This window comes from Enterococcus sp. AZ167 (genome assembly GCF_051714025.1).
Classification (GTDB): domain Bacteria; phylum Bacillota; class Bacilli; order Lactobacillales; family Enterococcaceae; genus Enterococcus_D; species Enterococcus_D casseliflavus.
Window position 1 is genome coordinate 122179 of the sequence record NZ_JBIORB010000001.1, and the last position, 16082, is coordinate 138260.

Sequence of the window (16082 nt, forward strand, 5' to 3'; positions counted from 1 at the left end):
AAAAGAAAAATTGGTTCAGACCATTGATATATAAAGGTCTGGACTTATTTTTTTTTGGCACGCTTTTTGCTTTATAGTAAAGTGTAACTTACAACAGAAAGGAGCGGATACGCGATGGCGAAAAAAACGATTATGCTTGTTTGTTCAGCAGGAATGAGTACCAGTCTATTGGTGACGAAAATGCAAAAAGCAGCCGAAGCAAAAGGAATGGAAGCAGATATCTTTGCTGTTTCAGCTTCAGAAGCCGACCAACATTTGGAGTCGAAACCAGTCGATGTTCTATTATTAGGACCACAAGTACGATTCATGAAATCACAATTTGAACAAAAACTAGCACCAAAAGGCATTCCTTTGGACGTGATCAACATGGCAGACTATGGCATGATGAACGGCGAAAAAGTATTGCAACAAGCAGAAACATTAATGAACTAAGATTTTTAGGATCGAAGTGTAAGGAGGATTTTTAAAGATGGATGAGCAAAATTTGGAAGCCATTATGGGATTGATCATGTATGGTGGTAATGCAAAAAGTGACGCAATGGAAGCAATCGCGGCAGCAAAAGAAGGGGACTTCGAATTAGCTGACCAAAAAATCAAAGATGCTGAAGCATCTCTTGTGGAAGCGCATCATTCGCAAACAGGATTATTGACACAAGAAGCGCAAGGCAATCATATGACCGTGACATTGTTGACAGTGCATTCACAAGATCACCTAATGACGTCAATCGCATTTACCGATTTAGCGAAAGAAATCATTGATGTCTATCGACGTCTAAATAACGAATAATCTTTGAACGGATAGAAGTAGTTATTGTCGATGAATCAAAAAATCTTCTTTGACGAATAGAACTTATAGGAGGAATTAAGAATGGATGGATTAACAAGTTGGATGGAGAGACACATTCTCCCAGTTGCAGCTAAAATTGGTGCGCAAAAGCATTTGGTTGCTTTGCGGGATGCCTTTATCGGAATGATGCCAGCAACGATGGCTGGGGCAATTGCAGTATTATTGAACGCCTTCATGCGTGATTTTCCAAACACTTATCTAGGTGCGGACAATGCAATCACCAAATTTTTCACACCAGTGATCGCCGTCAACGGATTAGTTTGGACAGGTACCTTAGCAATCATGGCGGTTATCTTCTCAGCATCTTTTGGCTATAATTTAGCAAAGGCTTACAATGTTGATGCACTATCAGGTGCGTTGGTTTCTTTAGCAGCATTTATTATGGGTATTCCACAATCAGCTTCTCTTTCTTTAGCATTAGAAGAAGCACTACCAACCAACGTAGTAGACTTGATCAACAGCACAAGTGCTACATCAGGATTTGCAGCAGATGGTTCAACGATCAGTGCTGCTGGCTGGGGCTATTTCCCATTTAGTGCTTATATGGGCGGCTCAGGATTGTTCACCGCAATCATCTTTGGTTTCGTTTCAGTTATTATCTTTGCAAAATTGATGCAAAAAAATATTATTATCAAAATGCCAGATTCAGTGCCACCAGCAGTTTCTCGTGCTTTCGCAGCAATTATCCCAGGGATCGCCGGGCTATATGCATCAGGTTTGATTTACTACCTATTTGAACGTTTCGTTGGTATGCCAATTATTGACTGGATCTCCGAATCGATCCAAAAACCATTATTGGGTCTTTCTCAAGGATACTTTGCCGTATTTATCATTGTATTGCTTGTCCATGTTTTGTGGTTCTTTGGCTTACATGGTACAAATATCATGGGACCCGTTTTACAATCGATTTACGGTGTGGCCATGGTTGAAAATACCAATGCTTACCAATTAGGGGAAGCAGTTCCTTATAAATGGGTAGCAGGTTCGTTCGAAGCGTTTGTTTGGCCTGGTGGAGCAGGTGTGACTTTAATGCTCTTGATCGCAATCTTGCTATTTTCTAAACGTGCCGACTACAAGACAGTTGGTAAACTAGGGATTGGACCTGGTTTGTTTAACATCAATGAACCAGTAATGTTCGGTCTACCGATCGTGTTGAACCCATTGTTTATCATTCCATTTATTGTTGCACCATTAGTTACAGCGACAATTGCTTACTTTGCAACAACATTAGGCTTAGTTGCACCAGTTGTGGTAAATGTGATCTGGGTAATGCCAACGATCCTAAGTGGCTTCTTGGCTACCGGTGGGGACTGGCGTGCAATCATCTTGACGATCATTAATTTGGCTGTAGCTTTATTGATCTGGGCACCATTTATTATTGCTGCCAACAAAATCAATCCAGCAGACCAAGAGAACTAATCAAACGAAGCAAACGTTCTAGATGGGTGATTTCACCCATCTAGCTATCTTTTTTAGGAGGAGAAAAAATGATTATCGTAAATTCCGCAATGCAGCAAGACAACATCAAAACATTACTTGAGTCTTTGTCAGAAGATGAGATCAAGTATACCTTCAAAGAAAAAAAAGGGATTCAGTTGATTTTTGAAACAACGGCAGATGACAATGAAAAAGCAGTGAAGCTTGCCAAGGACGCAATCAAAAATACCGATTGGGGCCGAGTACTATACTTCAACGTCGTTAGTCAATAGTGAGGTGATATCATGTTTAAAAATGGATTGTTTTTTATAAGTATCGGTAGTATGTTATTTATATACAGCGCCAATGCGCAGTCAGGTGAATACCACTGGGTGAATCTCATCACGTCAGTCATTCTAATGGCTATTGGAGGAATCATGGCTTCAATTGGACACAAACGCAACAAGAAAGACAAGGAGGCGCAAGATGGAAATCACTAAAAAAATGAATGTACCCGCTGACTTTTTATATAAAACGATCATCGATTCCGTTTTACATGATATTAAACAAGCGACAGATCAAACGTTGACAGAAGACCAATTAGAAGGCTATAGTTATCTAAAACAATTTTATAAAGATAGCAATGCCAACATAACGATTGAAACAGTCAAGAAAAACCAAGCCTATGCGTTCCAAACGGCGACGAAAAAAAATACCTTCCGTGTACACTATCAAATTGAAGCGATAGATGACGCGCATTGCACCTTGCACTATGAAGAAAAAATGACTTCTGAAGGAATGATCCAACAATTGAATGACATGCTCTTAGGCACCATTCTAGGATATTTCAAACGCAAGCAATTTAAAAAAATGTTGAGTATGATGGAAGAAGCATATTAAGGGGTCGACTGACGCCTTTTTTGCGTTTCTTGCGTGTTTTCAAGTAGAGGAGATGAAGGAATGACAGATGTCAAAAAAATGACCGAATTTGGTTCGCAAGAAGTACTGGAATTGGTTTCTTATGCCTTTCAGTGGGAGTTGAATGAAACAAATATCAAGCGCTATCGCAAGCTTGCGGAGAATTCATGGAATTATGGTTCCTACGACGAGGATGGAAAACTAGCGAGCCAAATCATGGCAACTATTTTTGATGTGAATTTTCATGGAACGACTTATCCAATGGCAGGGATCGGTTTTGTGGCTTCTTATCCAGAGTATCGCAGCCAAGGTCGAATCGATCGGATCATGAAACAAATCATTAAAGATTGCTATGAACAAAAAATCGTTCTTTCTTATCTGGCACCTTTCTCCTTTGCGTTTTATCGCAGATATGGGTATGAATATACCTTTGAACGCACCGTTTATGAAGTTGATGCGCATCATTGGCCCGATGGGAAGAAAGTGAACGGAAGGATTCAACGCATGAATTGGGAGGAAGCACAGCCGATCATTCACGAGATTTATCATCAATTGCCTCGCCATCAAAAAGGTGGGCTGATTCGCCAAGCCTGGTGGGAAGAAATCAAGTTTGTTTTGCGCAGACCGTATACGTTTGCGATTTATCGCAATGAAGCGGGCGTTCCTGAAGGGTATTTGATCTACTTTGTTGAAGGAGGACGCTTTGATATTCAAGAGTGGGGCTATTTGACCGCTGACGCGTATCAAGGATTCAATCGGTTTATCGTTTCCCATGCAGATTCAGTAGCGCAGATCCATTATCGACCGGGGTTTGATGGGGAAGTCCTGCAAGTAAATGCAGCCAAACCATTGGCTCACTACCAAGTGCGCCCAGACATGATGGCAAGAGTCGTCGATGTGGAAGGGTTTCTAAAAAGCTATCCATTTACGTTGAAAAAAGCTGGTCGTTTTGCCATAGAAATTCAAGGGGACGAATATGCCCCATGGAATAATGGGTGTTATGAAGTGACGATCGAAAACGCTCAGCATCATGTCACGAAAACGACCGCCACCCAGCTGCCAAAAGCAACCTTGACGATTCAGCGTTTTGTGCAACTGTTTTTGCAGGCACAATCCCTTGATTCCTTGGTCTTTTTCCAGCAAATGGAAACGGAGAAGGAAGCTGCAGTGATGATTCAGGAAAACTTACCAGACGGAAAGCCGATTCTGGAAGATTATTTCTAAGCAAATCGAGGCAGAGGTATTTGCTTTCCAACAAAAAAAGATTCCTTAAAAATAAGGAATCTTTTTCTTCAAAAAACGTTCCCTGCCGGAATCGAACCAGCAACTAATCCTTAGGAGGGACTTGTTATATCCATTTAACTAAGGGAACACAATAGCTATATTTTACCTGTTATTCGTGTTTCTCGCAAGATGAGAAGGAAAAGAAAGGAAGAAAAACATGGTCAAACGATTGATAAGTGCAAACTATAGTGAAATCAAAGAAATGTCGGCGCAAGAATTGAAACAATCCATTAAAGCGAGCGAAGGACGAGTGATCGTCTGTGAAACGGTGGTTCAAACCATGCCGCAAGCTGGCGACATCACCAACGCAGAAGTCGCGGCAGCTTTTGGGGCTGACTTGATTTTGTTGAATGGCTTTGATTGTTATCGTCCAGTTATTTTTGGGATGCCTGGTATCACATTGGAGCAGCTGCTTGATCCTACACAGCCCATTGAAAATCCGATTCCTCAACTAAAACAACTGATTGGACGACCTGTCGGCATCAATCTTGAGCCGATCCCAGCTACGACGGAAATGATGAGTGAAAAGATCAGCATCAGTCAAGGCCGAACAAGTTCGGTTGACACCATCAAAAAAGCCCAAGAACTCGGGGTGGACTTTCTTTGCTTTACAGGCAATCCTGGAACGGGTGTGACCAACCGAGAAATCGCTAAAGCAGTAAAATTGGCAAAAGAACATTTCTCTGGGTTGATCATCGCTGGAAAAATGCACAGTGCCGGCTCAGATGAACCTGTGGTTGATCGAGAAGCCATCATTTCTTACGCTGAAGCTGGAGCAGATATTTTGTTACTGCCTTCCGTGGGCTCGATTCAAGGCTTTCTAGAAAAGGATCTGATCGAAGCTGTTCAAATTGCCAAACAATATGACTTATTGACGATGTCAGCGATCGGAACGAGTCAAGAAAGCGCGCGTCCAGAAACGTTGCGACAATTAGCCATTATCAACAAAACTTGTGGGGTCGATCTGCAGCATATTGGTGATGCCGACTATGGCGGCATGGCACCGACCGAAAATATTTTCGAAACATCGGTTGCAATTAGAGGTATGCGCCATACCATCAATCGTGTCGGGCGTTCAATCAACCGTTAAATCAGAAAAAATTACTAGCGAAGGAAAACGGAGAATCGTTCTGCTTCGCTTTTTGCGTTTTTTTCGCTAAGTTAGAAAGAAAGACTAACTATATAGAGTCAAGTGAAAATTAGCTAAATCAAAAAAATATTTTATAACAGTTAAGTCCAAAAAATGAGTACAACAAATAGACCTTTCACTATTAGATTTTTTTGATTGTTCAATAGCTAATCGGAAACAATCTTATAAGGTTCATTTTTAGTTAAAATAGCATGAATCACATAACAAAGCTTACGAGAAACAGCACCTAAGGCCGTCAGATGATACTTTCCCTCAGAAATTTTTTTCTGATAAAACGCGCGAAAAACAGGATCACATTGAGAAGCAACTAGAGCAGCTGAAAACAAGGCTTTTCGTAAGTATGGAGATCCACGCTTGCTCATAACATTATGTGTTGCTTCGTATTGCCCAGATTGGGACACAGACGCGTCTATGCCAGCATAAGCAACCAGTTTTTTCGGATTAGAAAATTTGCGAATGTCTCCAATTTCACCAAGAATTGTCGCGCCATTTATAGGGCCGATTCCAGGGATTGTGAGAATAACAGAGTCTAAATTACTCATTATGCGCTTAATTTCTTTTTCAGTTTCTTTTACTTGGCTTTCGATGAATTTCAATTGTTCAATCATGGAGCGTAATTGAAATGTAAAAGCTTCTTGAGCAAATTTCACTCCAAAGGAGTTAGAAGCTGCTTGCTTCAATTGATCTGCTTTCTCTGGCTTTATTCGGTTCCTGCTTAACTCAGCTAAGTATTGAGCCAACGTTTCTGCCGAAATTTCTTCTAGCTCTATAGGAGAACTAAACTCAAGCAATAACTCTTTAGACGCTTTTCCGAAAATACCTTGTTTAGAAAAAATTGATGCATATTCAGGAAACACTTGATCTAGTACAGCTATGATTTTTCGTTTGAAGTCGCTTGCGGTACCTACTAAATAGGTTCGGTAACGTGAAAGTTGTTTTAACGAAAAAACATTTTCATCAGACAATACTGTTTCTACAAAGGAACCATAACGCATCAAGTCAGCAATCAAAACAGAATCAATAATATCATTTTTTCGTTTTCTGATTTCTGTTCCTTTGCGCCAGCCATCGGTTTGAAGAGGATTCACAACGTGAATCAAAAAGTCTGATTCGTGGAGGTATGAAAAGATGGAGAGCCAATAATGACCCGTAGCTTCCATTCCGACAATAAAGTCAGCGGGAGTCTCTGAATATTTTGAAAGCCGCTCAATCAGGGAATCAGCTCCTTCAGTAGTGTTAGGGAAAGAAAAACCTTTTAGGATCACTTTACCTTCTTCACTCATTAAAGAAGCCACGTGAGTTCGCTTGCCGATATCAATTCCTAAGAAGTACATACATTTGACCTTTCTAAAAAAATATTTTGGATTGAAACCCGCTCAACTGAAAAGCGTCACTACCTTGTACGAGATACGGAGTAAAGCAAAAACTTTCAACATCTAACTCATACGTAATCCACTTATCAGAGAGAGGTGCCAGTCTTTCGATTACGAGCTTCAAAACTCAAGGAGGCAACGGCATAGCCTCTCAATCCAATAAATATATTATCTCAAAATGAATGAGTTAATACCAAATTAAAATAACGATGGTTCATAGGGTTATCCAATCAAAACCGGAAGGTTAAAACCCTAACTCTAATATACAAGGAGGAAACACAAAATGAAACAAGCATTGATCATTTACGGAGGTTGGGAAGGACACGCCCCAAAAGAAACCAGTCAGTTTTACCAAACACTGCTGGAGTCAGAAGGATATCAGGTGACACTCGCCTCAGATTTTGAACCTCTCTATCATAAAGAAGAATTAAAAAGGCTGGATCTGTTGATCATGAATTGGACGCGAGGAGAATTGCCTGATGAGCCGCTGCAAAATGTCACTCAGGCTGTAGCAGAAGGGTTAGGATTAGCAGGCGTTCATGGCGGCTTTGCCTCGGCTTTTCAAGCCAGTAAAGGCTGGTTGTTTCTGACTGGCGGCTGTTTTTTGGCACATCCTGGTGGATTGGAAACGACCTATAGCATCGATCTTACGACAGATCACTATATTACGGCAAATACTCAATCGATCCCTCAGTTGACGACGGAGCAATACTATTGTCTGGTTGATCCAGCCGTCACTGTGTTAGCTACCTCAACATTTGCCGCTAAAGATCATCCGAATGCAGCTAACCAAGACGTCATACTGCCAATGATGTGGATCAAAAAATGGGGCAAGGGCAGAGTCTTTTTCCAATCCGTTGGACACAGTCTAAAAGAGCTAGAAGAGCCCACCATTCAGACTTGGACCAAACGAGGCTTTCTATGGGCCACCAGAAATACCTTGGCTGATCCGCTGAAAAATAGCCAGTATAGTGAGTAATCAGAAAAACGAATGAGGAAATAAACGCGTGCAATCGTTTTACTTTATGGAAGAAAATAAGCATGGTACACTTTATTTGTATTTGATTAAGCAGGAGGTAATGTGGAATGGGAAAATTTGGAAAAAGGTTTTTATCGCAGGTAATATCTGACGGAATCAAAGGACCATTTGTCACGATCATGCTCAATACGCATGTCGGCCACCAGAATGTCGAAAAGGATCAAATCAAATTTAAGAACTTTGCTAAAGATGCGAAGCGCCGCTTTGAAAAGAAATACCCAGAACATTCTTGGGATCTTTTTCAAACGAAAATTGATGAACTGCTTGCAGATCAATCATTTTGGCGTAACAGTACAACGAGTGTGGCGGTGATTATCACACCAGAAGATGTACTAGTTCATCGGTTAAGTATTCGTGTGGATGATCAATATTACGTAGGGGAAACCCCGTATGTATTAGCTGTCATCAAAAACGCACAATTTAATTACCCATTTTATCTCTTAGCGTTGAATCGCGATTCAATGCAAGTCTATCAAGTTGAAAACAATCAAGTGCGTGAAGTCGAGTTGCCAGAAGAGGCACCGACAACGATCGAAAAAGCGCTGGGGGAAGAAATCACTGGCGGCGGCAACTTTAATTACAGTGCCCAAGGTGGCCCTAACTCAGGGGGAGAAGGCGTCGCTTATCACGGCTTTAGTGCCAAAGATGAAGAAGTCGAGATCGATCACGTCAACTACTACCAAGCAGTTGATGCATTTTTTAAGAATGATTTTTCAAACGAAGAGCATTTACCAATGTATCTTTTTGCTTTACCAGAAAATCAAACGCTGTTTAAAAAAGTGGCAAAAACGAACTTTTTCAAAGCAGAACCAAGCATTTCCTCTTCACCAGCATCGTTATCTTTGAAAGGGATCCAAACGTGTACGCAAAAGCTGATTGCGGAGTTGACACAAAAAGAAGTTGGGGAATACGGCAAGCTGTTGGATCGGAAATTTATTGACCAATTGGTTGATATCGTACCTGCAGCTAAAGAAGGCAGGATCGCCAATCTGTTTGTAGCGACTTCCAATCTCGCCGATGGGTTTGGAGAAGATCCTGACACGGAATACGATCGTCGCCAAGTGTTAAATACGCTGGCAATCGATGTTTTAGAAAATGGCGGCGAGGTATCTATTTTGGAACAAAAAGATGCCCCAGGAGAAAAAAGTTTGACTGCGATTTTGCGCTACTAAACGCAGTTGCGTCCTTCGTAAATAAATCGTTTCCAAAAAAGAAAAGACTGTTGCAGATCTTTAGTGCAGCAGTCTTTTTGCGAATCATAAAAAAATAAAGGCGTTTTCATTTTTTTTGATTTTCTATTAGTCATAAAGAAGATAATGTGCTATAATACAAAGTGTAGTTTTTGTTACGGTAAATTATGGTAGCTTGTTTCATCTTAAACATCTTCCACATTTTCACCTTATACAAGTAATTGCAAAATATGTGTATAAACACAAGGAGGATTTTTATTATGGAAACAGGTACAGTTAAATGGTTTAACTCAGACAAAGGTTTTGGATTCATCACTGCAGAAAACGGTAACGATGTATTCGTTCATTTCTCAGCTATCCAAGGCGAAGGCTTCAAAACTTTAGAAGAAGGTCAAGCAGTGACTTTCGATATCGAAGACGGACAACGTGGCCCTCAAGCGACTAACGTTAACAAAGCGTAATTTGTGAATGCCTTTTAAGAGCAGCTTAGCTGCTCTTTTTTTTTGTGCGCGTGATATTTGCTTGCGGAGAAAGTAGTTGTTATACTCTTAGAAAAAAAGGAGGCAAACTGATGGGATTGAATGAATTTATTCTTGGATTGGCTAATTTAGAAAAAATCCAACGAGCACCTGGATTTTTTAAGTTTACCGAGCACAGCGTGGCCGCTCATTCGTTTCGAGTAACCATGATTGCCCAGACCTTAGCCGATATCGAAGAACAAGCGGGAAACCAAGTCAATTGGCAAATTCTTTATGAAAAAGCCTTGAACCATGATTACACGGAACGTTTCATCGGCGACATCAAAACGCCAGTCAAATATGCAAACAAAGAATTGCGGGCGATGTTATCAACCGTTGAAGAAAAAATGACCGATGCTTTCATAGAAGAAGAAATCCCCCAAAGCTTTCAAGCGACGTATCGCAGACGCTTGGCGGATGGCAAAGACAACAGCCTTGAAGGACAGCTTTTGGCAATTGCGGATAAGATCGATCTTTTGTATGAGTCTTTTGAAGAGATCTCAAAAAGCAACCCCGACAAAGTGTTCAAAGAAATGTTTCGTGAAGCGATTTTGACGGTCAAAGCGTTTCAGCATCGTCCATGTGTGACTTATTTCTTTGAAGCCATTTTTCCCGAGTTATTGAATGCAGATTTTTATGGCAAGACTGCTTTTCTAGAAGAAATCGCAGCTTTGGTGGAAAAATAAACAAAAAGAAAAAACGAAAAATCAAGAAATGATCCATCTCACAGGTTTTACTTGAAACAAGTGAGGGGATCAGGTTTGATTTTTCGTTTTTTTGTTGTATTAAATCAAAGATTCCGCTCCATCAATATAGACTTCCGTTCCAGAAATATTACCCGCAGCCTCTGAAGATAGAAAAAGTACAAGGTTGGCGACTTGTTCTGGCACGCCTGTTTCTTGTTTTAATGGTCGAGAACGTTCTGGATATTTGACGGGGATCTCAACGCGAGCAACCTCTTCTTCAATTTCTGTGCTGGCATCGATGTTCGTTGCGATCGCCCCAGGGCAGATAGCATTGACCCGAATATTATAACCAGAAAGTTCCAGCGCAGCCATTTTTGTAAAGGCGACTTGACCTGCCTTAGATGTACTGTAAGCAGTCGCACCAAAATTGCTGAAGATGCGGTTTCCATTGACTGAACTCGTAATGACAATGCTGCCGCCGTTTGCTTTCATAAATGGGATCGCAGCTTTGACGGTAATAAAGGTACTGCGTAAATTTGTGTTGATTGTCTGGTCCCATTCCGCCACCGTCAATTCTTCGATCGGTGTCCAAGTACCGTTGATGCCGGCATTGACGTGAAGTACATCGAGACCACCTAGTTCTTCCACAAGACCACTCATCGCTTCTTGCAGCTTCTCTGCTTCAGTGACGTCAACGGCACGATAGTGGGTTTGTGCGTCATAGTCAGCAAGAAACTCCTGTAGCTCCTCTTCGTTGCGATCAATCAACCCAACAAGAGCACCCTGGTCTAGAAATTGTTCTGCCACCGCTTTTCCAATCCCTGAAGCAGCCCCCGTTACAATCACTCGTTTGTTTTTGAAATCATTCATTTTTTTCGCCTCCTTATAGTAAATTATAAAAAAGATCTCTTTTTTTGTCGAAAAAAGCGATCAGCGACGAGTGACAAATTCCTTTGGCTGATAAATACGGATACTAGATAGTAAGGTTCTTCTTCCTGCGAACCCTCGTATCCGATGGGAAAACAGATGTAATCGCCATTGATTTTGTAGTATAATGCAGACAGTGTGCAAGGAGGAATACAATGAAACCCATATACGCTGTGGTGGATCTTGAAACAACAGGAACCGATTCGACGATTGATCGAATTATTCAATTTGGCTGCGTCTTAGTCCAAGATGGCAAGATCATTAATCGTTTTGCCGCAGATATCAACCCTGACCGCAGAATTTCTAAGCAAATTCAACGATTGACACACATCACAAACCAGCAAGTAAGCAAAGCGCCTTATTTCGAAGACATAGCTGACACGATCTACAACTTACTCAGCAATACGATTTTTGTGGCGCATAACATTTATTTTGACTATCATTTTTTAAGCAATGAATTTGTTCGTTGCGGTCTGCCGCCTTTATCGATTCCAGGGATCGATACGGTGGAATTGGCGCAAGTGTTTTTGCCGACAGAAAGCAGCTTTCGCTTAGGTGATCTGGCAGACAGCATCGGCTTTCGTCATGACAACCCGCATCAAGCCGATAGTGATGCAGAAGTGACCGCAGCTTTATTTTTATACATTGAAGCAATTATGCGACAGCTACCACGGACGACTCTTAAACAGATTGCGCTTTTAAGCGGTCAGATGGGGATGCAAACGAGTGAGTATATTCACGGAATTTTGAAAGAAAAAGGACCAGAGTTGGCGGAAGATTTCGAAGTGATCGACGGCGTCGTCCTGCGAAAAAAAACTGTTCCGCTTTTTGAAGCCACGCATTTTCAAGAAACGTATCCGAAAGTAAAAACGGAAAAAGAACAGCGCTTTGGCGAGCACTTGATCTATCGGAAACAACAAGCACGTTTGATGAATGCGGTGTATACGCATTACACCCAACCAGAGAAAAATTTGATTATTGAAGCAGAAACGGGGATGGGAAAAACCATCGGTTACTTGTTTCCAGCCGCTTATTTAGCGACGCCAGAAAATCCATTGATCGTTAGCACCTCATCGATTCTTTTACAAAATCAGATCATTAGCAAAGACATTCCATTGGTGAACCAAGTACTGCAGCAGCCTTTGCAAGCGGTCTTGGTCAAAAGCCATCGTCATTACATTGATTTGCAGCGCTTTAAAGCGACGCTGGATCAACCGGTAGAACAAAAGCAATACGCCCAATATCAGATGGGGATCTTAGTCTGGCTGACCAAAACAGAAACAGGTGACTTTGATGAATTGAATTTAGTTCGTCTTGATCATCCTTTATTTACCGATATTCGCCATCGCGGGGTCGACTTTTTAGCCAAAGATCAACCCTTCTATGAACAAGATTTTGTTCGACATTTATATCGGCGGATGGCGCAAAGCAATGTTTTGATCGTCAATCATGCCTTTTTAATGCAGGAAAACCGACGGGCGCAGCCACTGTTGCCAACGAGTGATTATTTGTTGATCGATGAAGCCCAACAGTTGCCGCAGCAAGCAGAAGGCTTTAGTCAACATGTCTTTGACTCTGCTCATTTCAAGCGGCAGTTTTTACAGCTGAATGAAGAAGGACTATTTGAAGAAATTGCCCAGATCATTACCGAGGACGATTTTTTGCAACGGATGTTCTCGTTGTATCGAAATGCATTGTCGGTTTTGGTCGAAACACAAGAACAGTATTTTCGCACCTTATCGATCGATGCCCCAGAATTACAAGTCGTTCAGCATCATGACCTCTATGATGGGTCATTAGAGCAGGACAAGCTACATCAAAAATTGAGCCTCTATTATCAGGAAATCAATGAGATTCAACAGCAGCTGCGTCAGCGATTCGAGTTGACCAATGATCGGTGGTATGCAAGACAACGGATCGTGATTGCCCGTTTATTTGATTTCTTTAGTCAAATGGACGCACAGGAACAAACAGTGACCGCGTGGTTGACTTGGTGGCATCCTCGTTACGTTCATTGGCTGAAAAAGCATCCCCAGTCAGGAAATGCTGTGATTGAGTTAGCTGATCTAGAAGGACATTCGATCGTGGAGAGCACATGGTACCAACGCTATCAGCACATCATTTATCTAGGGGGGACATTGAAGATCCCAGGCAACAAAGAATATTTTGCCCATCAGATCGGCTTGACGGATGTGCCAGTCAAAACGATTCCTGCCTTTTATGATTACAGCAAGCAAACGCGACTGTATGTAATCAAAAAAGGTCTCTCGATCCAACAAGCATCAGCTGCCGAATACGCGGATTATTTAGTCGAAGCGTTAGTCCCGATTTTGTTTGACAATCCGCAACCAGCGCTTGTGTTGTTTACGGCGCACGAAACTTTGAAAAATGTCTATGATCGATTGAATAAAAAAGCCCTGCATTATGGCAGAGAAATCGTTGCTCAAGGGACTGGCGGAACCCGTGAGAAAATCTTAAAGAAATTTTTATTAGCGGAAAATGGTATCTTATTAGGGACTAGCAGTTTTTGGGAAGGGGTCGATTTACCAGGACAGGCACTGAAGATCGCTGTGGTGACCCGATTGCCTTTTGAGAACCCTAAACAACCCATGGTCCAAGCACGGCACGCCTTTTTGGAAGCAGAAGGCATTGATTCTTTTAAAGAAGATGCCTTACCTAAAGCGATTTTACGGCTGCGCCAAGCATTGGGGCGCTTGATCCGTTCCGAGGAGGATACCGGCGTGATGGTCGTCCTTGATCGACGCTTGCTATCGACAAAATATGGCAAACGAATGGTCAAAGGCTTACCCAAAAACTTACCTCTGATTGAAGCAAGTCCAACCGAGATCGCCGAAGACATCCAACATTTTTTTGGGCAAGAGGAAAAAGCAGCAGCCGATTTTGAAAAATGAGTTGAACATCTGATATAATGGATTTTATTTAAGATTGGAGTACGAAGTGTGAAAACAAAAGACAAAGAACATCGGCGTGTGGTTATTTTGCTGAGTGCGATCACAGTCTTACTGGTCGTTATTCTCTTCGCTTCTATTTTCTATCTCCGTTCTTCTCGTCCAATGCGACAAGCAAGAAACGAAGCAATCGAAATAGCAGAAAGATACACCGATTTAGCAGAGGTCGAACAATTTTATTGGTTTACCCGTGAGGAAACCTCCTTTAGCATTGTTGGAAAGGATACGAATAACAATGAGATCGTTGTGATCATCCCAAAAAGCGGTGAGAAGGTTTCTGTTTTTAATCAAGCGGATGGGCTGACGGAAGCACAAGCTAAGGCATTTGTTCGCGACAATCATCAAGGTCAGGAAATCCAAAAGGCCGCATTGGGTATTTTTGAAGGCGAGCCAACTTGGGAAGTCATGACGAAAGATGGCGAGGGTCGTTTGAACTATTATTTGATTGGTTTCAAAGATGGCGAAGAAATCAAAGCGATCACTGAACTATAGGAAGACGCTTATGATAGAATGAATTTTGGATCGTAGAAAGGATGATAAACATGGTACTTTCAAAAAGAGCAGAAAAATTGGAACCCTCCGCAACGTTAGCGGCATCTGCTAAGGCAAAAGCGTTAGCGGACCAAGGTGTAGACGTATTAAGTCTAACTGTCGGTGAACCCGACTTTATTACCCCGAAAAACATTCGCCAAGCAGCGATCGCAGCGATTGAGAGCGGCAAGGCTAGTTTTTACACAGCAACTGCGGGGATTCCTGAGTTAAAACAGGCGATTCTTGCTTATATGAAAGAGTTTTATGGTGCTGACTATGATTCAAACCAAGTGATCGTGACAGATGGCGCGAAGTTTGCCCTTTATACGCTGTTTCAAGCGCTCCTTGATGAAGAGGATGAAGTACTCATTCCAGTGCCTTATTGGGTCAGCTATGCGGAACAAGTCCGTTTAGCGCAAGGGACACCTGTGTTTGTTGAAGCCAAGCAAGAAGCCGATTTTAAAGTTTCTGTGGCTCAATTAGAAGCTTCTCGTACAGAGAAAACGAAAGCCATTATTTTAAACTCGCCTGCCAACCCTACAGGGGCGATTTACTCAAAAGAAGCGTTAACGGCAATCGGCAACTGGGCAGTGGAAAATAATATTTGGATCATTGCCGATGATATCTATGGCCGTTTGGTTTATAACGGCAATACCTTTACATCGATCGCAAGCTTATCAGAAGAGATACGCAAACAAACCATCGTAATCAATGGCGTTTCTAAAACCTATTCTATGACTGGGTGGCGGATCGGATTTGCTGTCGGCGATGCAAAAATCATCAAAGCGATGATCGATATCGCTTCCCAAGCTACTAGCAACCCGCCGGCTGCTAGCCAATACGCAGCAGTTGAGGCACTGACTGGGAATCAAGAATCGATCGAAGTGATGCGTCAGGCCTTCGAAGAGCGCTTGAACAAACTATATCCGCTAATTGCCGCTATTCCTGGTTTTCAGGTGACGAAACCCCAAGGCGCGTTTTACTTGTTCCCAAATGTCAAAGAAGCCATGACGATGTGCGGCTATCAAACCATTGATGCCTTCGTGGAGGCCTTGCTGATGGAAGCCCACGTGGCAGTAGTGACTGGTGCTGGTTTTGGTACACCAGATTATTTACGCATCAGCTATGCAACTGATTGGGACACGTTAGCGGAAGCTACCAAACGAATCTATGATTTTGTTGAAAAGAAACGCCAAAAAGCTTAAAATGCTCTATGGTGCCTTTATAAATTAGA

17 protein-coding genes and 1 tRNA gene are annotated in these 16082 nt (G+C 41.9%); 15 read left to right on the forward strand and 3 right to left on the reverse strand.

The window, feature by feature from the left end:
• Positions 1–114: 114 nt before the first annotated feature.
• The 7 genes from IGJ05_RS00650 (at position 115) to IGJ05_RS00680 (ending at position 4405) form a co-directional block, all read left to right on the forward strand.
• Positions 115–432: a PTS sugar transporter subunit IIB gene (locus IGJ05_RS00650; protein ID WP_005229471.1), complete on the forward strand. Its 318-nt coding sequence runs from the start codon at positions 115–117 to the stop codon at positions 430–432.
• Between the two features lie 37 nt (positions 433–469).
• Positions 470–787 carry a PTS lactose/cellobiose transporter subunit IIA gene (locus IGJ05_RS00655; RefSeq protein ID WP_005229473.1) on the forward strand — a complete coding sequence of 106 codons (318 nt, stop codon included), beginning with the start codon at positions 470–472 and terminating at the stop codon, positions 785–787.
• 81 nt (positions 788–868) lie between these two features.
• Positions 869–2266, forward strand: coding sequence for a PTS sugar transporter subunit IIC (locus IGJ05_RS00660; protein WP_081116262.1), 1398 nt, complete (start codon positions 869–871; stop codon positions 2264–2266).
• Between the two features lie 68 nt (positions 2267–2334).
• Entirely contained in the window at positions 2335–2556 is a 222-nt protein-coding gene (locus IGJ05_RS00665; RefSeq protein ID WP_266167328.1) for a hypothetical protein, read from the forward strand.
• 12 nt (positions 2557–2568) lie between these two features.
• Positions 2569–2763: a hypothetical protein gene (locus tag IGJ05_RS00670; RefSeq protein ID WP_005236946.1), complete on the forward strand. Its 195-nt coding sequence runs from the start codon at positions 2569–2571 to the stop codon at positions 2761–2763.
• Complete coding sequence (locus IGJ05_RS00675; RefSeq protein WP_005229481.1) at positions 2750–3163, forward strand: DUF3284 domain-containing protein; 414 nt, start codon at positions 2750–2752, stop codon at positions 3161–3163. The genes IGJ05_RS00670 and IGJ05_RS00675 overlap by 14 nt, the downstream gene beginning before the upstream one ends.
• Positions 3164–3223: 60 nt before the next feature.
• Positions 3224–4405, forward strand: coding sequence for a GNAT family N-acetyltransferase (locus IGJ05_RS00680; RefSeq protein WP_266167327.1), 1182 nt, complete (start codon positions 3224–3226; stop codon positions 4403–4405).
• Between the two features lie 76 nt (positions 4406–4481).
• On the opposite strand, the gene IGJ05_RS00685 is transcribed toward IGJ05_RS00680, so the two are convergent.
• Positions 4482–4553 (reverse strand) — tRNA-Arg (locus IGJ05_RS00685).
• Between the two features lie 69 nt (positions 4554–4622).
• On the opposite strand from IGJ05_RS00685, the gene IGJ05_RS00690 reads away from it, so the two are divergent.
• Positions 4623–5555 (forward strand): DUF7916 family protein, encoded by a 933-nt coding sequence (locus IGJ05_RS00690; RefSeq protein ID WP_266167326.1) that lies wholly within the window; start codon positions 4623–4625, stop codon positions 5553–5555.
• 206 nt (positions 5556–5761) lie between these two features.
• On the opposite strand, the gene IGJ05_RS00695 is transcribed toward IGJ05_RS00690, so the two are convergent.
• Positions 5762–6949, reverse strand: a complete 1188-nt coding sequence (locus IGJ05_RS00695; protein ID WP_438724978.1) for an IS110 family transposase — start codon at positions 6947–6949, stop codon at positions 5762–5764.
• Between the two features lie 322 nt (positions 6950–7271).
• On the opposite strand from IGJ05_RS00695, the gene IGJ05_RS00700 reads away from it, so the two are divergent.
• The 4 genes from IGJ05_RS00700 to IGJ05_RS00715 all read left to right on the forward strand — a co-directional run bounded on the left by IGJ05_RS00700 (position 7272) and on the right by IGJ05_RS00715 (position 10421).
• Entirely contained in the window at positions 7272–7967 is a 696-nt protein-coding gene (locus IGJ05_RS00700; protein WP_060792914.1) for a ThuA domain-containing protein, read from the forward strand.
• 107 nt (positions 7968–8074) lie between these two features.
• The gene (locus IGJ05_RS00705) at positions 8075–9199 is read left to right on the forward strand and encodes a baeRF6 domain-containing protein (protein WP_266167325.1); all 1125 of its coding nucleotides are present in this window, start codon (positions 8075–8077) and stop codon (positions 9197–9199) included.
• Positions 9200–9477: 278 nt separating this feature from the next.
• Complete coding sequence (locus tag IGJ05_RS00710; protein ID WP_003126918.1) at positions 9478–9678, forward strand: cold-shock protein; 201 nt, start codon at positions 9478–9480, stop codon at positions 9676–9678.
• Between the two features lie 110 nt (positions 9679–9788).
• Positions 9789–10421, forward strand: coding sequence for a YfbR-like 5'-deoxynucleotidase (locus tag IGJ05_RS00715; protein WP_081116204.1), 633 nt, complete (start codon positions 9789–9791; stop codon positions 10419–10421).
• A 99-nt stretch (positions 10422–10520) separates the two neighbouring features.
• On the opposite strand, the gene IGJ05_RS00720 is transcribed toward IGJ05_RS00715, so the two are convergent.
• Positions 10521–11291, reverse strand: coding sequence for an SDR family oxidoreductase (locus IGJ05_RS00720; RefSeq protein ID WP_266167324.1), 771 nt, complete (start codon positions 11289–11291; stop codon positions 10521–10523).
• A 212-nt stretch (positions 11292–11503) separates the two neighbouring features.
• Between IGJ05_RS00720 and IGJ05_RS00725 the strand changes: the two genes are divergently transcribed.
• Genes IGJ05_RS00725 through IGJ05_RS00735 form a run of 3 tightly spaced genes read left to right on the forward strand, consistent with a single transcriptional unit; the run spans position 11504 to position 16053 of the window.
• Positions 11504–14260 carry a helicase C-terminal domain-containing protein gene (locus tag IGJ05_RS00725; protein WP_225001419.1) on the forward strand — a complete coding sequence of 919 codons (2757 nt, stop codon included), beginning with the start codon at positions 11504–11506 and terminating at the stop codon, positions 14258–14260.
• Positions 14261–14308: 48 nt separating this feature from the next.
• A complete protein-coding gene (locus IGJ05_RS00730) occupies positions 14309–14809 on the forward strand; it encodes a cell wall elongation regulator TseB-like domain-containing protein (RefSeq protein WP_015510034.1) in 501 nt (166 codons plus the stop codon).
• A 50-nt stretch (positions 14810–14859) separates the two neighbouring features.
• Complete coding sequence (locus IGJ05_RS00735; RefSeq protein ID WP_438724979.1) at positions 14860–16053, forward strand: pyridoxal phosphate-dependent aminotransferase; 1194 nt, start codon at positions 14860–14862, stop codon at positions 16051–16053.
• The last annotated feature ends 29 nt before the right edge of the window (positions 16054–16082 follow it).

Coding starts and splice junctions, on each gene's coding strand:
- IGJ05_RS00720 (WP_266167324.1), bottom strand. CDS start 11,291: ATGAATGATTTCAAAAACAAACGAGTGATTGTAACGGGGGCTGCTTCA.
- IGJ05_RS00655 (WP_005229473.1), top strand. CDS start 470: ATGGATGAGCAAAATTTGGAAGCCATTATGGGATTGATCATGTATGGT.
- IGJ05_RS00665 (WP_266167328.1), top strand. CDS start 2,335: ATGATTATCGTAAATTCCGCAATGCAGCAAGACAACATCAAAACATTA.
- IGJ05_RS00690 (WP_266167326.1), top strand. CDS start 4,623: ATGGTCAAACGATTGATAAGTGCAAACTATAGTGAAATCAAAGAAATG.
- IGJ05_RS00695 (WP_438724978.1), bottom strand. CDS start 6,949: ATGTACTTCTTAGGAATTGATATCGGCAAGCGAACTCACGTGGCTTCT.
- IGJ05_RS00710 (WP_003126918.1), top strand. CDS start 9,478: ATGGAAACAGGTACAGTTAAATGGTTTAACTCAGACAAAGGTTTTGGA.
- IGJ05_RS00650 (WP_005229471.1), top strand. CDS start 115: ATGGCGAAAAAAACGATTATGCTTGTTTGTTCAGCAGGAATGAGTACC.
- IGJ05_RS00675 (WP_005229481.1), top strand. CDS start 2,750: ATGGAAATCACTAAAAAAATGAATGTACCCGCTGACTTTTTATATAAA.
- IGJ05_RS00680 (WP_266167327.1), top strand. CDS start 3,224: ATGACAGATGTCAAAAAAATGACCGAATTTGGTTCGCAAGAAGTACTG.
- IGJ05_RS00725 (WP_225001419.1), top strand. CDS start 11,504: ATGAAACCCATATACGCTGTGGTGGATCTTGAAACAACAGGAACCGAT.
- IGJ05_RS00735 (WP_438724979.1), top strand. CDS start 14,860: ATGGTACTTTCAAAAAGAGCAGAAAAATTGGAACCCTCCGCAACGTTA.
- IGJ05_RS00670 (WP_005236946.1), top strand. CDS start 2,569: ATGTTTAAAAATGGATTGTTTTTTATAAGTATCGGTAGTATGTTATTT.
- IGJ05_RS00660 (WP_081116262.1), top strand. CDS start 869: ATGGATGGATTAACAAGTTGGATGGAGAGACACATTCTCCCAGTTGCA.
- IGJ05_RS00715 (WP_081116204.1), top strand. CDS start 9,789: ATGGGATTGAATGAATTTATTCTTGGATTGGCTAATTTAGAAAAAATC.
- IGJ05_RS00700 (WP_060792914.1), top strand. CDS start 7,272: ATGAAACAAGCATTGATCATTTACGGAGGTTGGGAAGGACACGCCCCA.
- IGJ05_RS00705 (WP_266167325.1), top strand. CDS start 8,075: ATGGGAAAATTTGGAAAAAGGTTTTTATCGCAGGTAATATCTGACGGA.